The organism is Thiohalobacter sp. IOR34, from assembly GCF_030406045.1.
Classification (GTDB): domain Bacteria; phylum Pseudomonadota; class Gammaproteobacteria; order Thiohalobacterales; family Thiohalobacteraceae.
Genome location: NZ_CP128988.1, coordinates 2,397,483 through 2,416,472 on the forward strand (window position 1 = coordinate 2,397,483; position 18,990 = coordinate 2,416,472).

Sequence of the window (18,990 nt, forward strand, 5' to 3'; positions counted from 1 at the left end):
CTTACTTACGGTTGCGGCGCCGCACGATCATGCGGTCCGTACGCTTGTTCTTGCGTGTCTTGTAGCCCTTGGTCGGCATACCCCAGGGCGAAACCGGGTGACGGCCGCCGGAGGTGCGGCCCTCACCACCACCGTGCGGGTGGTCGACCGGGTTCATGGCCACACCACGCACCGTCGGCCGCACGCCACGCCAGCGGGTGGCACCGGCCTTGCCCAGCGACCGCAGATTGTGCTCGGCATTGCCCACCTCGCCGATGGTGGCACGGCAGTCGGCGTGGACCTTGCGCATCTCGCCGGAACGCAGACGCAGGGTTGCATAGTCGCCCTCGCGGGCCACCAGCTGGGCACTGGTCCCGGCGCTGCGGGCGATCTGTCCACCCTTGCCCGGCTTCATCTCGATGTTGTGCACCAGGGTACCGACCGGCATGTCGCGCAGCGACATGGCGCTGCCGGGTTTGATCGGCGCCTCGGCACCGGACATTACCGGCATGCCGGCCTGCAGACCCTTGGGAGCCAGGATGTAGCGCCGCTCGCCGTCCGCATACAGCAGCAAGGCGATATTGGCGCTGCGGTTCGGGTCGTACTCGATCCGCTCGACACGCGCCGGGATGCCGTCCTTGTTGCGCTTGAAATCGATGACGCGATAGCGCTGCTTGTGCCCACCACCGCGGTGCCGGGTCGTGATGCGGCCATAGTTGTTGCGGCCACCGGTCTTCGATTTCTTCTGCACCAGCGGCGCGTAGGGCTCGCCCTTGTGCAGATCGGTGGCCTGCACCTTGACCACGAAGCGGCGCCCCGGTGATGTCGGCTTTGTTTTAACGATTGCCATCTTTACAACCCTAAAAATTCACGTCTGATCGGGTGCGCCTCACTCGGCTCCCGCGAAATCGATATCCTGCCCTTCGGCCAGGGTCACGTAGGCCTTCTTCCAGTCGGAGCGCTTGCCGATGGTCTGGCCAAAGCGCTTCAACTTGCCCTTCATCCGTGCGACCTGAACGTTGGTCACCTTGACGTCGAACAGCAGCTCGACTGCCTTGCGGATCTCGGGCTTGCTGGCATCGGTGCGCACCTTGAAGGCGAACTGGCGGTTCCTGTCCGCCAGGCGGGCGCTCTTCTCGGAAACCAGCGGCGCCAGCAGCACGTTCATCAAGCGTTCCTGATTCATGCCAGCCTCTCCTCGAACTTCTTCAGCGCATCGACCGTCATCAGCACCTTGCCGAAGCCGATCAGGCTGACCGGATCGACGGTCAGCGAATCGCTCACCCCGACGTGGTAGAGGTTACGCGCCGCGAGGTACAGATTCTCGTCCGCCTCGTCGGTGACGATCAGCACGTCGTCGAGATCCATGTCCTTCAGCTTGGCGACCAGCTGTTTGGTCTTCGGCGCGTCAACCTTGAAATCGTCAACGACAACAAGGCGTTCCTGACGCAGCAGCTCCGACAGGATGGAAGCCATCGCGCCGCGGTACATCTTCTTGTTGACCTTCTGGGAATAGTCACGTGGCCGTGCAGCGAAGGTCTTGCCACCCCCGCGCCACAGCGGGCTGCGAATTGTACCAGAACGCGCACGCCCTGTCCCCTTCTGCCGCCAGGGCTTGGCGCCGCCACCGCTGACGTCGGATCGGGTCTTCTGCGCCTTGGTACCGGCACGGGCACCGGCCAGCACGGCGGTGACCACCTGGTGAATCAGCGCCTCGTTGAAATCGCGTCCGAAAGCCTTGTCAGAGACGCTGATGGACGAACCGCCTTGAACCTGAATTTCCATCTCGCCCCCCCCTTATGCCTTGACTGCCGGACGCACGATGACGTCACCGCCACGGGCACCGGGCACCGAGCCCTTGATCAACAGCAGGTTGCGCTCGGCATCGACGCGCACCACCTCCAGGGTCTGCTGGGTGCGGCGCACATTGCCCATGTGACCCGCCATCTTCTTGCCCTTGAACACCCGGCCCGGGGTCTGGTTCTGACCAATCGAACCCGGCGCACGATGCGACAGCGAGTTGCCGTGAGTGGCGTCCTGGGTGCGGAAGTGATGCCGCTTGACACCACCCTGGAAACCCTTGCCGATGGTGGTACCGGTGACGTCGACCTTCTGGCCGGGCTCGAAGATGTCGACCTTGATCTCCGCACCGACCTCGAAGTCCTCGCCCTCGCCATCGCCCAGGCGGAACTCCCACAGGCCGCGGCCCGGTTCGACACCGGCCTTGGCGTAGTGTCCGGCCAGCGGCTTGGTCACGCGCGAGGCACGACGCGAGCCGGTGGTCACCTGCAGCGCACGGTAACCGTCCTTCTCCAGCGTCCGCAGCTGCGTCACCCGGTTCGGCTCAACCTCGATGACCGTCACCGGAATCGAGGCGCCCTCTTCGGTGAAGATGCGCGTCATTCCCGCTTTTCGACCAACTAATCCGATCGTCATTTCTGCTACCCCTGTAGATTCAGGCCACACCGGCCAGCGCCGGCGCCACCGTCCCTACACCAAAATCAATTCAGTTTAATCTGTACGTCGACACCGGCCGCCAGATCCAGCTTCATCAGCGCGTCGACGGTCTTGTCCGTCGGATCGACGATGTCCATCAGGCGCTTGTGCGTGCGGATCTCGTACTGATCGCGCGCGTCCTTGTTCACGTGCGGCGAGATCAGCACGGTGTAGCGCTCCTTCTTGGTCGGCAGCGGAATCGGTCCGCGCACCTGCGCACCCGTCCGCTTCGCCGTTTCCACAATTTCCCGCGCGGACTGATCGATCAAGCGATGATCAAATGCCTTCAGACGGATACGAATTGTTTGGTTCGTCATTGCCAATCCCAGCTTCGAGTCTTTACTTGAGCACCGCGCGGGCACAAAGGCCCGCGCGACATAAGAACGTTACCTGCCTGCTTACTCGATGATCTTGGAGACCACGCCGGCGCCGACGGTGCGGCCACCCTCGCGGATCGCGAAACGCAGTCCTTCTTCCATCGCAATCGGCGCAATCAGCGTCACCGTCATCTTCACGTTGTCGCCCGGCATCACCATCTCCACGCCTTCCGGCAGATCGCAGGCGCCCGTCACGTCCGTCGTCCGGAAGTAAAACTGCGGACGATAGCCATTGAAGAACGGCGTATGACGGCCACCCTCGTCCTTCGACAGCACATACACCTCGGCCTCGAACTTGGTGTGCGGCGTGATCGAGCCCGGCTGGCACAGCACCTGGCCGCGCTCCACCTCGTCACGCTTGGTACCGCGCAGCAGCACGCCCACGTTGTCGCCCGCCTCGCCTTCGTCCAGCAGCTTGCGGAACATCTCCACACCCGTCACCGTGGTCTTGCTCGTCTCGCGGATACCCACGATCTCCACTTCGTCGCCCACGTGCACCTTGCCACGCTCGATGCGACCCGTCACCACCGTGCCTCGACCCGAAATCGAGAACACGTCCTCGATCGGCATCAGGAACGGCTGGTCCACCGGACGCTCCGGCACCGGAATGTACTCGTCCATCGCATCCAGCAGCTTCTCGATCGACGGCACACCAATCTCCGAGGTGTCGCCTTCCAGCGCCTTCAGCGCCGAACCAATCACCACCGGAATGTCGTCACCAGGAAACTCGTACGAGCTCAGCAGATCGCGGACTTCCATCTCCACCAGCTCCAGCAGCTCCTCGTCGTCCACCTGGTCGGCCTTGTTCATGTACACCACGATGTACGGCACACCCACCTGACGCGCCAGCAGAATGTGCTCACGGGTCTGCGGCATCGGACCGTCCGCCGCGCTCACCACCAGGATCGCACCGTCCATCTGCGCCGCACCCGTGATCATGTTCTTCACATAGTCCGCGTGCCCGGGGCAGTCCACGTGCGCGTAGTGACGGTTCTCCGTCTCGTACTCCACGTGCGCCGTCGCGATCGTGATACCGCGCGCACGCTCCTCCGGCGCATTGTCGATCTGGTCGTACGCCTTGAACTCACCGCCCTGCTTCTCCGCCGCCACCTTCGTCAGCGCCGCCGTCAGCGTCGTCTTGCCATGGTCCACGTGACCAATGGTCCCCACGTTTACATGCGGCTTCGTTCGTTCAAATTTTTCCTTGGACACGATTGCTACCTCGATACCGTACTAAGCACCAGACGCTCAGGATGCCTTCTTGATGACCGCCTCGGCGACGCTGTTCGGCGCCTCGGCATATTTCGCGAATTCCATCGAATAGGTTGCGCGACCCTGCGTTGCGGAACGCAGATCGGTGGCATAACCAAACATTTCCGCCAGCGGGACCTCGGCGCGGATCACCTTGCCGGTCGGCGAATCGTCCATCCCCTGGGTGATCCCGCGGCGGCGGTTGAGATCGCCCATCACGTCACCCAGATACTCCTCGGGGGTGACCACCTCGACCTTCATGATCGGCTCGAGCAGAACCGGGTTGGCCTTCAGCGCACCCTCCTTGAGGGCCATCGAACCGGCGATCTTGAATGCCATCTCGCTGGAGTCGACATCATGGTAGGAGCCATCGAACAGGGTTGCCTTGATGTCGACCATCGGATAGCCGGCCAGACAGCCGTTCTCCATCTGCTCCTGGATGCCCTTGTCCACCGCCGGGATGTATTCACGCGGGATCACACCACCGACGATCTCGTTGACGAACTCGTAGCCACCGCCTTCCTCCAGCGGCTCGATCTTCAGCCAGACGTGACCATACTGGCCGCGACCACCCGACTGGCGCACGAACTTGCCTTCCTGCTCGACCGCCTTGCGGATGGTCTCGCGGTAGGCCACCTGCGGCGCACCGACATTGGCCTCGACCTTGAACTCACGGCGCATGCGGTCGACGATGATATCCAGGTGCAGCTCACCCATGCCGGAGATGATGGTCTGACCGGACTCCTCGTCGGTATGGACCCGGAACGAGGGGTCTTCCTGCGCCAGCTTCTGCAGCGCGATGCCCATCTTCTCCTGGTCGGCCTTGGTCTTCGGCTCCACGGCCACCGAGATCACCGGCTCCGGGAACTCCATGCGCTCGAGGACGATCGGGTTCTGCAGGTCGCACAGGGTGTCACCGGTGGTGACATCCTTCAGGCCGACCGCGGCGGCGATATCGCCGGCGCGCACTTCCTTGATCTCCTCACGGGAGTTGGCGTGCATCTGCAGGATGCGGCCGACGCGCTCCTTCTTGCCCTTCACCGAGTTGAGCACGGTGTCGCCGGAGGAGAGCACGCCGGAGTAGACCCGGAAGAAGGTCAGGGTTCCGACGAAGGGGTCGGTGGCGATCTTGAAGGCCAGGGCGGCAAAGGGCTCATCGTCGGAGGCGCGGCGTTCGGCCTCGCTGCCCTCGGCATCGTCCAGCACGCCCTTGATGGCCGGCACGTCGGTCGGACCCGGCATGTAATAGATGATGGCATCGAGCATGGCCTGCACGCCCTTGTTCTTGAAGGCGGAGCCGCACAGCATGGGGATGATCTCCACCGCCAGGGTGCGCTTGCGCAGGCCGCTGCGGATCTCCTCCTCACTGAGCTCCTCACCCTCGAGATACTTGTTCATCAGCTCGTCGTCGGCCTCGGCCGCAGCCTCGACCAGCTTCTCGCGCCACTCGTTGCAGGCGTCGGCCATGTCGGCGGGGATGTCGCGCGCCTCGTAGGTGGTGCCCATGTCGGCCTCGTTCCAGTAGATGGCCTTCATGCGGATCAGGTCGACCACGCCTTCGAAGTTGTCCTCGGCGCCGATCGGCAGCTGCAGCGGCACCGGGTTGGCACCCAGACGCTCCTTGACCTGCTCGACGACGCGCAGGAAGTTGGCGCCGGCACGGTCCATCTTGTTGACGAAACCCATGCGCGGCACGTTGTACTTGTTGGCCTGGCGCCAGACCGTCTCGGACTGGGGTTCAACGCCACCCACGGCGCAGAACACGGCACAGGCACCGTCCAGTACGCGCAGCGAGCGCTCCACCTCGATGGTGAAGTCGACGTGGCCGGGGGTGTCGATGATGTTGATGCGGTGCTCGGGGAACTGCTGGTCCATGCCGCTCCAGAAGCAGGTGGTAGCCGCAGAGGTGATGGTGATGCCGCGCTCCTGCTCCTGCTCCATCCAGTCCATGGTGGCCGCACCGTCGTGGACCTCGCCGATCTTGTGCGAGACACCGGTGTAGAACAGGATGCGCTCGGTCGTCGTCGTCTTGCCGGCATCGATGTGCGCCATGATGCCGACGTTGCGATAGCGCTCGATTGGAGTTTTACGTGCCACGGACTGAATTCCTATCTCAAATAAACCAAACTCGATTATCTGGCGGTCTGCTACCAGCGGTAATGCGCGAAGGCCTTGTTGGCCTCGGCCATGCGGTGCGTGTCCTCGCGCTTCTTCACGGCGGTGCCGCGGTTCTCGGCAGCATCCATGATCTCGCCAGCGAGCCGCTGGGCCATGGTCTTCTCGCTGCGCTTGCGGGCGGCGTCGATCATCCAGCGCATGGCCAGGGTCTGGCGGCGCACCGCGCGGACCTCGATCGGCACCTGGTAGGTGGCACCACCGACCCGACGCGACTTGACCTCGACCATCGGGCTGACGTTGCTCAGCGCCTTGTCCAGGACCTCCATGACGTCACCGCCGACCTTGTCGCCGATGTGATCCAGCGCACCGTAGACGATCTTCTCGGCAACCGGCTTCTTGCCGGAGACCATCACCATGTTCATGAACTTGGCGAGCATCAGGCTCCCGAACTTGGGGTCCGGCAGGATCTGTCTACGCTCTGCAGCTTTTCTTCTGGACATTGCAGTTAACCTATTCCTACGAGTTTTTGCTTGCTAGATCAGGACTTGGGCCGCTTGGCGCCATACTTGGAACGCCCCTGGCGCCGCGACTCGACACCCGACGTGTCCAGGCTGCCGCGCACGGTGTGGTAGCGCACGCCCGGCAGATCCTTGACACGACCGCCACGGATCAGCACCACCGAGTGCTCCTGGAGGTTGTGCCCCTCACCGCCGATGTAGGTCGTCACCTCATAGCCGTTGGTCAGGCGCACACGGGCGACCTTGCGCAGCGCCGAGTTCGGCTTCTTCGGGGTGGTGGTGTAGACGCGGGTGCAGACACCACGCTTCTGCGGACATGCCTCCAGCGCCGGCACGTTGCTCTTCTCTGCCTTGCGCTTCCGCGGCTTACGCACTAACTGATTGATAGTTGCCATGAAAAACTCGCTCTACCCAAAATTTCGTCGGAAAAAAGGGCGACCTGAAAACAAACGACAGGCCGGTTGAAGTCGCCCGGCCTGTCGGAAAGACGCGCAATTGTAGAGAGGCCCCTATGCCCTGTCAAGCATTAATCTCAAGTTTGACAGGACAATGGCGCCTGCACCGCTACGAGTCGGTCACCTCGTCCCCTGAGGGGGTCTCGTCGGCCCTGGGCATGATCTCCTCGACCATGGCGGCCAGGTCCTGCGGCTGCCGCTTGCGGCGCCGGTCCTCGTGGTAGGCGAGACCGGTGCCGGCCGGGATCAGGCGGCCGACGATGACGTTCTCCTTGAGACCGCGCAGGTCGTCCCGCGAACCGCGCACCGCCGCCTCGGTCAGCACCCGGGTGGTCTCCTGGAAGGAGGCCGCGGAGATGAACGACTCGGTGGCCAGCGAGGCCTTGGTGATGCCCAGCAGCATCGGTTCCCAGGTGGCCGGCACGCCGCCCTCCTTCTCGACCCGCTCGTTCTCCTCCAGCAGGCGGGCCTTCTCCACCTGCTCGCCCTTGAGGAACTTGGTGTCGCCCGGGCCGGTGATCTCGACCTTGCGCAGCATCTGGCGAATGATCACCTCGATGTGCTTGTCGTTGATCTTCACGCCCTGCAGCCGATAGACGTCCTGGATCTCCTTGACCAGATAGTTGGACATCTCGGTCACCCCGAGCAGACGCAGGATATCCTGCGGGTTCGGCTCGCCATCGACGATGGTCTCGCCGCGCTCAACGTGCTCGCCCTCGAAGACGTTGACGTGCCGGTACTTGGGGATCAGGCTCTCGTGCTGCTCGCCGTCTGCATCGGTGATGATCAGCCGCTGCTTGCCCTTGGTCTCCTTGCCGAAGGTCACGGTGCCGCTGACCTCGGCGAGAATCGCCGGCTCCTTCGGCTTGCGCGCCTCGAACAGGTCGGCCACGCGCGGCAGACCACCGGTGATGTCGCGGGTCTTGGACGATTCCTGGGGGATGCGCGCCACCACGTCGCCAACCTCCACCGTGGCCCCGTCCTCCAGGGCGACGATGGCGCCGGCCGGCAGGAAGTAGTGGGCCGGCATCTCGGTACCGGCGATCATCAGTTCATCACCGTTCTCGTCGACCAGCTTGACCATCGGCCGCAGATCCTTGCCGGCGGTACCCCGCTGCTTGGGATCGGTGATCACCAGGCTGGTCAGGCCAGTGATCTCGTCGGTCTGCTTGTTGACCGACACACCCTCGACGAAGTCGCTGAACTTCACCCGGCCCGCCACCTCGGTGACGATCGGGTGGGTGTGCGGATCCCAGGTGGCGACGACCTGCCCGGCCTCGACCGGATCGCCGTCGCTGACCGTCAGCACCGCGCCATAGGGCAGCTTGTAGCGCTCACGCTCGCGGCCATTGGTATCCAGCACGCCGATCTCACCGGAACGCGACACGGCCACCAGGTTGCCTTCCTTGTTGGTGACGGTCTTGATGTTGTGCAGGCGCACCGTGCCCTTGGACTTGACCTGCACGCTGTTGACCGTGGCCGCGCGGCTCGCGGCACCACCGATATGGAAGGTACGCATGGTCAGCTGGGTGCCGGGCTCACCGATCGACTGGGCGGCGATGACGCCGACCGCCTCGCCGGCGTTGACCCGGTGGCCACGAGCCAGGTCACGGCCGTAACACTGGGCACAGATGCCGTAGCGGGTCTCGCAGGTAATCGCCGAGCGGACGCGGATCTCGTCCACGCTCAGCGACTCCAGGCGTTCCACCCAGGCCTCGTCGAGCAGGGTGCCGGCCGGCACGGCGAGTTCGTCGCTGCCCGGGACATAGGTGTCCTCGGCCACCACCCGGCCGAGGACGCGCTCGGCCAGTGACTCCACGACGTCGCCACCCTCGACGATCGGCGTCATCAGCACGCCGTTGTCGGTACCACAGTCGACTTCGGTGACCACCAGATCCTGCGCCACGTCGACCAGCCGCCGGGTCAGATAACCGGAGTTGGCCGTCTTCAGCGCGGTGTCGGCCAGGCCCTTGCGCGCGCCGTGCGTGGAGATGAAGTACTGCAGGACGTCCAGCCCCTCGCGGAAGTTGGCGGTGATCGGGGTCTCGATGATCGAGCCGTCCGGCTTGGCCATCAGGCCGCGCATTCCGGCCAGCTGGCGGATCTGCGCGGCAGAACCACGGGCGCCGGAATCGGCCATCATGAAGATGGAGTTGAAGGAGGGCTGTACAACCTCGTTGCCCTCGGCATCGACCACCACCTCCTTGCCGAGCTTGTCCATCATCGCCTTGGCGACCTGGTCGTTGGTGCGCGACCAGATATCCACCACCTTGTTGTAGCGCTCGCCGTTGGTCACCAGACCCGAGGTGTACTGGTGCTCGATCTCCTTCACCTCCTCCTCGGCACGGGCCAGGATGGCAGCCTTCTCCTCGGGGATGGCCATGTCGTCGGCACAGAAGGAGACCGAGGCACGGGTCGCATAGGAGAAGCCGGTGTACATCAACTGGTCGGCGAAGATCACCGTCTCCTTCAGACCCACCCGGCGGTAACAGGCGTTGATCAGCTGGGAGATGGCACGCTTGGTCATGTCGCGGTCGACCAACTCGAAGGGCAGGCCGCTGGGCACGATCTCGTACAGCAGGGCGCGGCCGACGGTGGTCTCGACCAGGCGGCGGGTGGTCTGCACGCCGCCGTCGTCGTCGAACAGCCGCTCGTCCAGACGCAGCTTGATCCGGCTCTGCAGCTCCACCTCGCGGTTGTCATAGGCACGGTGCAGCTCCTTGACGTCGGCGAACACCATGCCCTCACCCTTGGCGTTGATCCGCTCGCGGGTCATGTAATACAGGCCCAGTACCACGTCCTGCGAGGGCACGATGATCGGCTCGCCGTTGGACGGGGAGAGGATGTTGTTGGTGGACATCATCAACGCCCGCGCCTCCAACTGCGCCTCCAGCGACAGCGGCACGTGCACGGCCATCTGGTCGCCGTCGAAGTCGGCATTGAAGGCCGCGCAGACCAGCGGGTGCAGCTGGATGGCTTTGCCCTCGATCAGCACCGGTTCGAAGGCCTGGATGCCCAGGCGATGCAGGGTCGGGGCACGGTTCAGCATCACCGGATGCTCGCGGATCACCTCTTCGAGGATGTCCCAGACCTCGGCCCCCTCGCGTTCCACCAGCTTCTTGGCCGCCTTGATGGTGGTGGCCAGACCGCGGAACTGCAGCTTGCTGAAGATGAAGGGCTTGAACAGTTCCAGGGCCATGCGCTTGGGCAGGCCGCACTGGTGCAGCTTGAGGGTCGGACCGACCACGATCACCGAACGGCCGGAGTAGTCGACGCGCTTGCCGAGCAGGTTCTGGCGGAAACGCCCCTGCTTGCCCTTGATCATGTCGGCCAGCGACTTCAGCGGCCGCTTGTTGGTACCGGTGATGGCCCGGCCGCGGCGGCCGTTGTCGAGCAGCGCATCGACAGATTCCTGCAGCATGCGCTTCTCGTTGCGCACGATGATGTCCGGGGCGTTCAGCTCCAGCAGCCGCTTGAGGCGGTTGTTGCGGTTGATCACCCGGCGGTACAGGTCGTTCAGATCGGAGGTCGCGAAGCGGCCACCGTCCAGCGGCACCAGCGGGCGCAGCTCCGGCGGCAGCACCGGCAGCACGGTCATCACCATCCACTCCGGCTTGTTACCGGACTCGAGGAAGGACTCGACCAGCTTGAGGCGCTTGGCGAGACGCTTCAGCTTGGTCTCGGAATTGGTGGAAGCGATCTCCTCCCGCAGCTTGATGGCCTCGGCCTTGAGGTCGATACTGCTCAGCAGCTCGAACACCGCCTCGGCGCCCATGCGCGCATCGAACTCGTCACCGTTCTCCTCGATGGCGTCGAGATAGGCCTCGTCCGACAGCAGCTGGCCACGCTCCAGGGTGGTCATGCCCGGATCGATGACCACGAAGGCCTCGAAGTAGAGTACCCGCTCGATGTCGCGCAGGGTCATGTCCAGCAGCAGGCCGATGCGCGAGGGCAGCGACTTGAGGAACCAGATATGCGCCACCGGGCTGGCCAGCTCGATGTGGCCCATGCGCTCGCGGCGCACCTTGGCCAGGGTCACCTCGACGCCGCACTTTTCGCAGACCACGCCACGGTGCTTGAGCCGCTTGTACTTTCCGCACAGGCATTCGTAGTCCTTGACCGGGCCGAAGATCTTGGCGCAGAACAGGCCGTCGCGCTCCGGCTTGAAGGTCCGGTAGTTGATCGTCTCGGGCTTCTTCACCTCACCGTAGGACCAGGAGCGGATCATGTCCGGGGAAGCCAGGCCGATGCGGATGGCGTCGAAGTCTTCCAGGTGACCCTGTTGCGGCTTCACAAGATTGAGTAAGTCTTTCATCGTATCTCCCGTGTTGGCTGTCTGCCGTTGCGCAATCCCGCCTTGCGGGTCATGGCTTGCGCGGCGGATAGCTCAGTATTCAGTCCTGCTCCAGTTCCAGATTGATGCCCAGCGAGCGGATCTCCTTGACCAGCACATTGAAGGACTCCGGCATGCCGGCCTCCATGTGATGGTCGCCGTCGACGATGCTCTTGTACATCTTGGTGCGGCCGGTCACGTCATCGGATTTCACGGTCAGCATTTCCTGCAGGGTGTAGGCGGCACCATAGGCCTCCAGCGCCCAGACCTCCATCTCACCGAAGCGCTGACCACCGAACTGCGCCTTGCCACCCAGCGGCTGCTGGGTCACCAGGCTGTAGGGGCCGGTGGAACGGGCGTGCATCTTGTCGTCGACCAGATGGTTCAGCTTCAGCATGTACATGTAGCCGACCGTCACCGGGCGATCGAAGGGATCGCCGGTGCGCCCATCGTAGAGGATGGTCTGGCCGGACTCGGGCAGATCGGCCAGCTTGAGCATGGCCTTGATCTCGCTTTCGTGCGCACCGTCGAATACCGGCGTCGCCATCGGCACACCCGCTTTCAGGTTGGACGCCAGCTCGATGATCTCCTCGTCGCTGAGGGAGTCGAGATCCTCCTTCCTGCCGCTGGTGTTGTAGACCTTCTCCAGGTAGTCGCGCAGCTCGGCGACCTTGGCCTTCGCCTCGAGCATCTTGCCGATCTTGATGCCGACACCCTTGGCAGCCCAGCCGAGGTGGGTCTCCAACACCTGGCCGACGTTCATGCGCGAAGGCACGCCCAGCGGATTGAGCACCACGTCGGCGGGGGTGCCGTCAGCGGTATAGGGCATGTCTTCCACCGGCACGATCATGGAAATCACGCCCTTGTTGCCGTGGCGGCCGGCCATCTTGTCGCCCGGCTGCACCCGCCGCTTGACGGCCAGGTAGACCTTGACCATCTTCAGCACGCCCGGCGCCAGGTCGTCGCCGGCGGTGATCTTCATGCGCTTCTCTTCGAGACGCTTGTCGAAGTCGGCGCGGATCGCCTTGAGCTGCTCGGCAGCCTTCTCCAGCTGCTGGTTGGCCTCCTCGTTCTTGAGGCGGATCTCGAACCACTTGCTGCGATCCACAGCTTCCAGATAGCTCTTGGTGATCTTGGCCCCGCTCTTCAGCTTGTTGGGCCCGCCCTCGGCAGTCTTGCCGGTGAGCAGTTGTTCGACACGACGATAGACGTCCTCCTCCATGATCCGCATCTGGTCGGCCAGGTCCTTCTTCACACCGGCCAGCTGTTCCTCTTCGATCTCCAGCGCACGCTTGTCCTTCTCCACGCCGTCGCGGGTGAAGACCTGCACGTCGATCACGGTACCGTCCATGCCGGAAGGCACGCGCAGCGAGGTGTCCTTCACGTCCGAGGCCTTCTCGCCGAAGATGGCACGCAGCAGCTTCTCCTCCGGGGTGAGCTGGGTCTCGCCCTTGGGCGTCACCTTGCCGACCAGGATGTCGCCCGGCTTGACCTCGGCACCGATATAGACGATGCCGGACTCGTCGAGCTTGGCCAGGGCGCCCTCACCGACGTTGGGGATGTCACCGGAGATCTCCTCCGAGCCCAGCTTGGTATCGCGCGCGACGCAGGTCAGCTCCTCGATGTGGATGGTGGTGAAGCGGTCTTCCTGCACCACCCGCTCGGAGATGAGGATCGAGTCCTCGAAGTTGTAGCCGTTCCAGGGCATGAAGGCGACCAGCATGTTCTGGCCCAGGGCCAGCTCGCCCATGTCGGTGGAAGGACCATCGGCCAGCACGTCACCCTTGGCGATCACGTCACCCGGCCCGACCAGCGGCCGCTGGTTGATGCAGGTGTTCTGGTTGGAGCGGGTGTACTTGATCAGGTTGTAGATATCGACACCGGGTTCGCCGGGGATGGTCTCCTCGTCATTGACCCGCACCACGATGCGGCCGGCGTCGACCGAGTCGACCACCCCGCCACGCCTGGCCACCACGGTCACGCCGGAGTCGACGGCCACCGCCCGCTCCATGCCGGTGCCCACCAGCGGCTTCTCGGCGCGCAGCGTCGGTACCGCCTGGCGCTGCATGTTGGAACCCATCAGCGCGCGGTTGGCGTCGTCGTGCTCCAGGAAGGGGATCAGCGAGGCAGCCACCGAGACGATCTGTTTCGGCGACACGTCCATGTAGTCCACCTTGTCCGGGGTGGTCATGGTGAACTCGTTCTGGTGCCGGCAGGAGACCAGATCCTCGACCAGGTTGCCCTTGTCGTCCAGCGCCGCATTGGCCTGGGCGATCATGTACTCGCCCTCCTCGATCGCCGACAGATACTCGATCTGGTCGGTGACACGGCCGTCCTCCACCTTGCGGTAGGGGGTCTCCAGGAAGCCGTACTCGTTGGTCCGGGCATAGACCGCCAGCGAGTTGATCAGGCCGATGTTCGGACCTTCCGGGGTCTCGATCGGGCACAGCCGGCCGTAGTGGGTGGGATGCACATCGCGCACCTCGAAGCCGGCCCGCTCGCGGGTCAGGCCGCCGGGGCCAAGCGCCGAGACGCGCCGCTTGTGGGTCACCTCGGACAAGGGATTGTTCTGGTCCATGAACTGGGAGAGCTGGCTGGAGCCGAAGAACTCCTTGATCGCCGCTGCGACCGGCTTGGCGTTGATCAGCTCCTGCGGCATCAGGCCCTCGCTCTCGGCCAGGGTCAGGCGCTCCTTGACGGCCCGCTCGACACGCACCAGGCCGATGCGGAACACGTTCTCCGCCATCTCGCCGACACAGCGGATGCGACGGTTACCGAGGTGATCGATGTCATCGACCACACCGATACCGTTGCGAATGTCGATCAGTGTGCGCAACACGGCAACGATGTCGGAACCCCAGTCACGCAGCACCGCCTTCAAATCGCCCCAGCCGATGCTCTCGTCGGCGTCACGGCCGACCAGCTCGAGCAACTGGCGGACCGGCGCTTCCAGCTCGGCGACCCGCAGGGTGTCGCTGTCGTCCTGCAGCTTGAAACGGCTGATCAGGTCCTGCTCGATGTACTTGTCGTCGATCAGGATGCCCGGCCCCCTGACCGTGTCCCGGCCGACCCGGCGATTGAACTTCATGCGGCCGACGGCAGACAGATCGTAGCGGTCCTCGGTGAAGAACAGGTTCTTGAACAGGTTCTGTGCGGCCTCCTTGGTCGGCGGCTCGCCCGGGCGCATCATGCGGTAGATCTCGACCTGTGCCTCCAGGGCATTGGTGGCCGGATCGATACGCAGGGTCTGGGAGACGTAGGGACCACGGTCCAGATCGTTGGTGAACAGGGTCTCGATATCCCTGATCCCCGCCTCGCGCAGCTTGGCGATCAGCTCCTCGGTGAGCTCATCGTTGGCGTTGGCGATCAGTTCCCCGGTTTCGGTATCGATGATGTTCTTCGCCAGCACCTTGCCGAGCAGATAGTCCTCCGGCACCTCGAGGGTCTTGACCCCGGCCTTGTCCAGCTCGCGGATGTGGCGCGCAGTGATGCGCCGTCCTTCCTCGACGATGACCTTGTCACCCACCTTGATCGGGAAGGTCGCGGTCTCGCCGCGCAGCCGCTCGGGCACCAGGTCCAGGGTCACCCCGTCCTTGTCCAGGTGGAAGCTGTTGGTCTCGAAGAACATGTCGAGGATTTCCTCGACCTCGTAGCCCAGGGCGCGCAGCAGGATGGTCGCCGGCAGCTTGCGGCGACGGTCGATGCGCACGAAGACGTTGTCCTTGGGGTCGAACTCGAAGTCCAGCCAGGAGCCGCGGTAGGGAATCACCCGCGCGGAATACAGCACCTTGCCGGATGAATGGGTCTTGCCCTTGTCGTGATCGAAGAACACGCCGGGCGAACGGTGCAGCTGGGAGACGATGACCCGCTCGGTGCCGTTGATGACGAAGGTGCCGGTGTCGGTCATCAGGGGCAGTTCGCCCATGTAGACCTCCTGCTCCTTGATGTCCTTGATGGTCGGCGAGCTGCTGTCGGAATCCTTGTCGTAGATCACCAGACGGACCAGGGCACGCAGCGGTGCCGCATAGGTCATGCCCCGCAGCTGACACTCCTTGACGTCGAAGGTCGGCTCACCCAGGCGATAGCTGACGTATTCCAGCCGTGCGTTGCCGGAATAGCTCTCGATCGGGAACACCGAGGAGAATGCGGCATGCAGCCCCTTGTCACCGCGATGACCCGGCTGCCTGTCGGTCTGCAGGAAATCCCGGTATGACTCGATCTGGGTCGCCAGCAGGTACGGGACCTTCAGGATACTGGGACGCTTGCCGAAATCCTTGCGAATGCGTTTTTTCTCGGTAAAGCTGTAGCCCATCGGTGTTCCTCACTCAAAGTTGGCGGCCGCGCCTGTGTCACCCGGCCTGAAAATCTGATATCCATCGATTTCACGTACTGCGCACCCGGCGGCTCGATGGCCGACCGCCAGAAACGGGAAAAGGCCGGCAGCGAAAACTCGCCGCCAGCCGATCACTTCGCCGAAACCGCGGGGCCGTGAGACGACCCCGCGGGCACTGCGAACGCCGCTGCGATCTTACTTCACCTCGACGCTGGCACCAGCCTCTTCGAGCTGCTTCTTGATCTCTTCGGCCTCGTCCTTGCTCACCCCTTCCTTGACGGTGACCGGAGCGCCCTCGACCATTTCCTTTGCTTCCTTCAGGCCCAGGCCGGTGATGGCGCGAACAGCCTTGATGGCAGCAACCTTGTTGGAACCGAAACTGCTCATGACCACATCGAACTCGGTCTTCTCTTCGGCAGCGGCACCAGCCTCACCACCGGCGGCAGCCGGAACGGCGGCGACGGCAGCCGCGGCGGACACACCGAACTTCTCTTCCATGGCCTCGATCAGCTCGACGACATCCATCACGCTCATATTGGCGATGGTTTCCAGAATATCTTCTTTAGAGACAGACATGTTGATTTAACTCCTGTGTTCCTGACCCGCGGACCAGTCTCGCCGGGTCGCTTGATTTCAAACCAGTTACGCCGCGCTTTCCTTCTGATCGCGGATGGCAGCCACGGTACGGACCAGCTTGCCAGGCACCTCGTTGAGGGTGCGGGCCAGCTTCTCCACCGGAGCCTTCATCACGGCCATCAGCATGGACAGGGCCTGATCCCGGGTCGGCAGACTCGCCAGTCGTTCGATGTCGTTGGCCGGCAGCAGCTCACCGCCCACCGCCACGAAACGAACCTGGAGCAGGTCGTGCTCCTTGGCGAAGTCCTTGATCACTCGAGCGGCACAACCGGGGTCTTCCTGCGAGAACGCCAGCAACAGCGGCCCCACCAGACTCTCGGAAATGCACTCGAACTCGGTACCCTGAACGGCACGTCGGGCCAAAGTGTTTTTGATGACACGCAGATAGACACCACCATCCCGCGCCTTCTTGCGCAGTTCGGTCAGCTCGTCCACGGTCAGTCCGCGGTATTCCGCGGCCACAGCGGATAGTGCGCTCGATGCGACTTCCGCCACCTCGGCAACGACGGACTTCTTCTCTTCGAGAGTCAGCGCCATCAATTACCTCCAGCTTCCTGAGTACACGGAACCGCCGGTGTGACGGTCCCCCCATACGGTGGCCACGGACATGTCCGTCTTGGCAACACCGTCTGCGCAGGCCGGTTGCCCATTAAGCCGCGAATTCACATCCCCGGCACCTGCGGTCTTTGACGGCCACCGGGCGGAGCACTCCGCCACGGCGCCACAAAGTCTGTCGTCGATCAGCCCAGCGAGGCCTGATCGACCTGGATGCCCGGCCCCATGGTGGTGGAGACGGTCACCTTCTTCATATACACGCCCTTGGCAGCTGCCGGCTTGGCCTTGTTCAGGTCGGCCAACAGCGCCTCCAGGTTCTCCTTCAGGGCGCCATTGTCGAAATCCACCTTGCCGATCGAGCAGTGGATGATGCCGGCCTTGTCGGTCCGGTAGCGCACCTGACCGGCCTTGGCGTTCTTCACCGCCGCGGTCACGTCCGGGGTGACGGTGCCGACCTTGGGGTTCGGCATCAGGCCGCGCGGGCCGAGGATCTGACCGAGCTGGCCGACCACGCGCATGGCGTCCGGGGTGGCGATCACCACGTCGAAGTCCAGATTGCCGCCCTTGATGCTCTCCGCCAGGTCCTCGAAGCCGACGATATCGGCCCCGGCCTCCTTGGCGGCCTCGGCGTTGGCACCCTGGGCGAAGACCGCCACCCGCACCTCCTTGCCGGTGCCGTTGGGCAGCACCGTTGAACCCCGCACCACCTGGTCGGACTTGCGCGGATCGACGCCAAGATTCACTGCCACGTCGACGGATTCCTTGAACTTGGCCCCCGGCAACTCCTTCAGCAGACTGAAGGCCTCGTCGGCCGGATACAGCTTGCCCGGCTCGATCTTCTCACGAATGGCTTTCATGCGTTTGCTCAGCTTTGCCATGACTTCAGACCCCCTCTACGTCCAGACCCATGCTACGTGCGGTACCGGCGATGGTACGTACCGCGGCATCCATGTCAGCAGCCGTGAGGTCGGGTTCCTTGGTCTTGGCGATCTCTTCCATCTGCGCGCGGGTTACCGTACCCACCTTCTTGGTGTTCGGTTCGCCGCTGCCCTTGGCGATGCCTGCCGCCTTCTTCAACAGAATGGAGGCCGGCGGGGTCTTCATGATGAAGGTGAAACTGCGGTCGTTGTAGACCGTGATCACCACCGGCACCGGCATACCCTTCTCGAGGTTCTGCGTCTGGGCGTTGAATGCCTTGCAGAACTCCATGATGTTCACGCCGTGCTGGCCCAACGCCGGACCGACCGGCGGACTCGGATTGGCCTCCTGCGCCGGCACCTGCAGCTTGATGTACGCTTCGACTTTCTTTGCCATGACTTACTCCAGTTGGGTACGAACGCCTTGCGGCTCCCCGCTACGAGGGGGAACGGCACCGGCCGCCCCCGCTGCTATCAAATCCTCAGGCCTTTTCGACCTGACTGAACTCCAGCTCGACCGGTGTGGAACGGCCAAAGATCAGCACCGCGACCCGCAGGCGGTTCTTCTCGTAGTTGACCTCTTCCACCACGCCGTTGAAATCGTTGAATGGGCCGTCGGTGACGCGCACCACCTCGCCGACCTCGAACAGCACCTTGGGCCGCGGCTTCTCCACGCCCTCCTGGATGCGCTGCAGGATCTGCTCGGCCTCCTTGTCGGAGATCGGCGCCGGCTTGTCGCTGGTGCCACCGATGAAACCCATCACCTTGGGCACATCCTTGACCAGGTGCCAGGTCTCGTCGTCCATCTCCATCTGCACCAGCACGTAGCCGGGGAAGAACTTGCGCTCGCTCTTGCGCTTCTGTCCCTCGCGCATCTCCACCACCTCTTCGGTGGGCACCAGGATCTCACCGAACTTGTCTTCAAGTCCGGCACGCGCAATACGCTCCTCCAGGGAGCGCTTGACCTGATTCTCGAAGCCCGAGTAGGCGTGAACAACATACCAGCGTTTCGCCATCTTCCC

Annotated in this window: 16 protein-coding genes; all 16 read right to left on the reverse strand. The window is 63.7% G+C overall.

Annotated elements, in window-relative coordinates; translation table 11 throughout:
• Position 1: 1 nt before the first annotated feature.
• Positions 2–829, reverse strand: a complete 828-nt coding sequence (gene rplB, locus QVG61_RS11125; RefSeq protein ID WP_289930711.1) for a 50S ribosomal protein L2 — start codon at positions 827–829, stop codon at positions 2–4.
• A 39-nt stretch (positions 830–868) separates the two neighbouring features.
• A complete protein-coding gene (gene rplW / locus QVG61_RS11130) occupies positions 869–1,165 on the reverse strand; it encodes a 50S ribosomal protein L23 (RefSeq protein WP_289930712.1) in 297 nt (98 codons plus the stop codon).
• Complete coding sequence (gene rplD / locus QVG61_RS11135) at positions 1,162–1,764, reverse strand: 50S ribosomal protein L4 (RefSeq protein WP_289930713.1); 603 nt, start codon at positions 1,762–1,764, stop codon at positions 1,162–1,164. The genes rplW and rplD overlap by 4 nt, the downstream gene beginning before the upstream one ends.
• Before the next feature lie 12 nt (positions 1,765–1,776).
• Complete coding sequence (gene rplC, locus QVG61_RS11140) at positions 1,777–2,415, reverse strand: 50S ribosomal protein L3 (RefSeq protein ID WP_289930714.1); 639 nt, start codon at positions 2,413–2,415, stop codon at positions 1,777–1,779.
• A gap of 65 nt (positions 2,416–2,480) precedes the next feature.
• Positions 2,481–2,792 carry a 30S ribosomal protein S10 gene (gene rpsJ / locus QVG61_RS11145; protein WP_289930716.1) on the reverse strand — a complete coding sequence of 104 codons (312 nt, stop codon included), beginning with the start codon at positions 2,790–2,792 and terminating at the stop codon, positions 2,481–2,483.
• Between the two features lie 81 nt (positions 2,793–2,873).
• Positions 2,874–4,064, reverse strand: coding sequence for an elongation factor Tu (gene tuf / locus QVG61_RS11150; protein WP_289930717.1), 1,191 nt, complete (start codon positions 4,062–4,064; stop codon positions 2,874–2,876).
• A 36-nt stretch (positions 4,065–4,100) separates the two neighbouring features.
• The gene (gene fusA, locus QVG61_RS11155) at positions 4,101–6,200 is read right to left on the reverse strand and encodes an elongation factor G (RefSeq protein ID WP_289930718.1); all 2,100 of its coding nucleotides are present in this window, start codon (positions 6,198–6,200) and stop codon (positions 4,101–4,103) included.
• Between the two features lie 50 nt (positions 6,201–6,250).
• Positions 6,251–6,721 carry a 30S ribosomal protein S7 gene (gene rpsG / locus QVG61_RS11160; RefSeq protein ID WP_289930719.1) on the reverse strand — a complete coding sequence of 157 codons (471 nt, stop codon included), beginning with the start codon at positions 6,719–6,721 and terminating at the stop codon, positions 6,251–6,253.
• Between the two features lie 38 nt (positions 6,722–6,759).
• Positions 6,760–7,134, reverse strand: coding sequence for a 30S ribosomal protein S12 (rpsL, locus tag QVG61_RS11165; RefSeq protein ID WP_289930720.1), 375 nt, complete (start codon positions 7,132–7,134; stop codon positions 6,760–6,762).
• Positions 7,135–7,303: 169 nt separating this feature from the next.
• Positions 7,304–11,509 carry a DNA-directed RNA polymerase subunit beta' gene (gene rpoC / locus QVG61_RS11170; RefSeq protein WP_289930721.1) on the reverse strand — a complete coding sequence of 1,402 codons (4,206 nt, stop codon included), beginning with the start codon at positions 11,507–11,509 and terminating at the stop codon, positions 7,304–7,306.
• 79 nt (positions 11,510–11,588) lie between these two features.
• On the reverse strand, positions 11,589–15,839 hold the full coding sequence (gene rpoB / locus QVG61_RS11175; RefSeq protein WP_289930722.1) for a DNA-directed RNA polymerase subunit beta: 4,251 nt from the start codon (positions 15,837–15,839) through the stop codon (positions 11,589–11,591).
• 216 nt (positions 15,840–16,055) lie between these two features.
• Positions 16,056–16,436, reverse strand: a complete 381-nt coding sequence (rplL, locus tag QVG61_RS11180) for a 50S ribosomal protein L7/L12 (RefSeq protein WP_289930725.1) — start codon at positions 16,434–16,436, stop codon at positions 16,056–16,058.
• A gap of 66 nt (positions 16,437–16,502) precedes the next feature.
• Positions 16,503–17,033: a 50S ribosomal protein L10 gene (rplJ, locus tag QVG61_RS11185; protein ID WP_289930726.1), complete on the reverse strand. Its 531-nt coding sequence runs from the start codon at positions 17,031–17,033 to the stop codon at positions 16,503–16,505.
• A 203-nt stretch (positions 17,034–17,236) separates the two neighbouring features.
• Positions 17,237–17,929, reverse strand: a complete 693-nt coding sequence (gene rplA / locus QVG61_RS11190; RefSeq protein WP_289930727.1) for a 50S ribosomal protein L1 — start codon at positions 17,927–17,929, stop codon at positions 17,237–17,239.
• A 4-nt stretch (positions 17,930–17,933) separates the two neighbouring features.
• Positions 17,934–18,365, reverse strand: a complete 432-nt coding sequence (gene rplK / locus QVG61_RS11195; protein ID WP_289930728.1) for a 50S ribosomal protein L11 — start codon at positions 18,363–18,365, stop codon at positions 17,934–17,936.
• 85 nt (positions 18,366–18,450) lie between these two features.
• Positions 18,451–18,984 (reverse strand): transcription termination/antitermination protein NusG, encoded by a 534-nt coding sequence (gene nusG / locus QVG61_RS11200; RefSeq protein WP_289930729.1) that lies wholly within the window; start codon positions 18,982–18,984, stop codon positions 18,451–18,453.
• Positions 18,985–18,990: the final 6 nt, after the last annotated feature.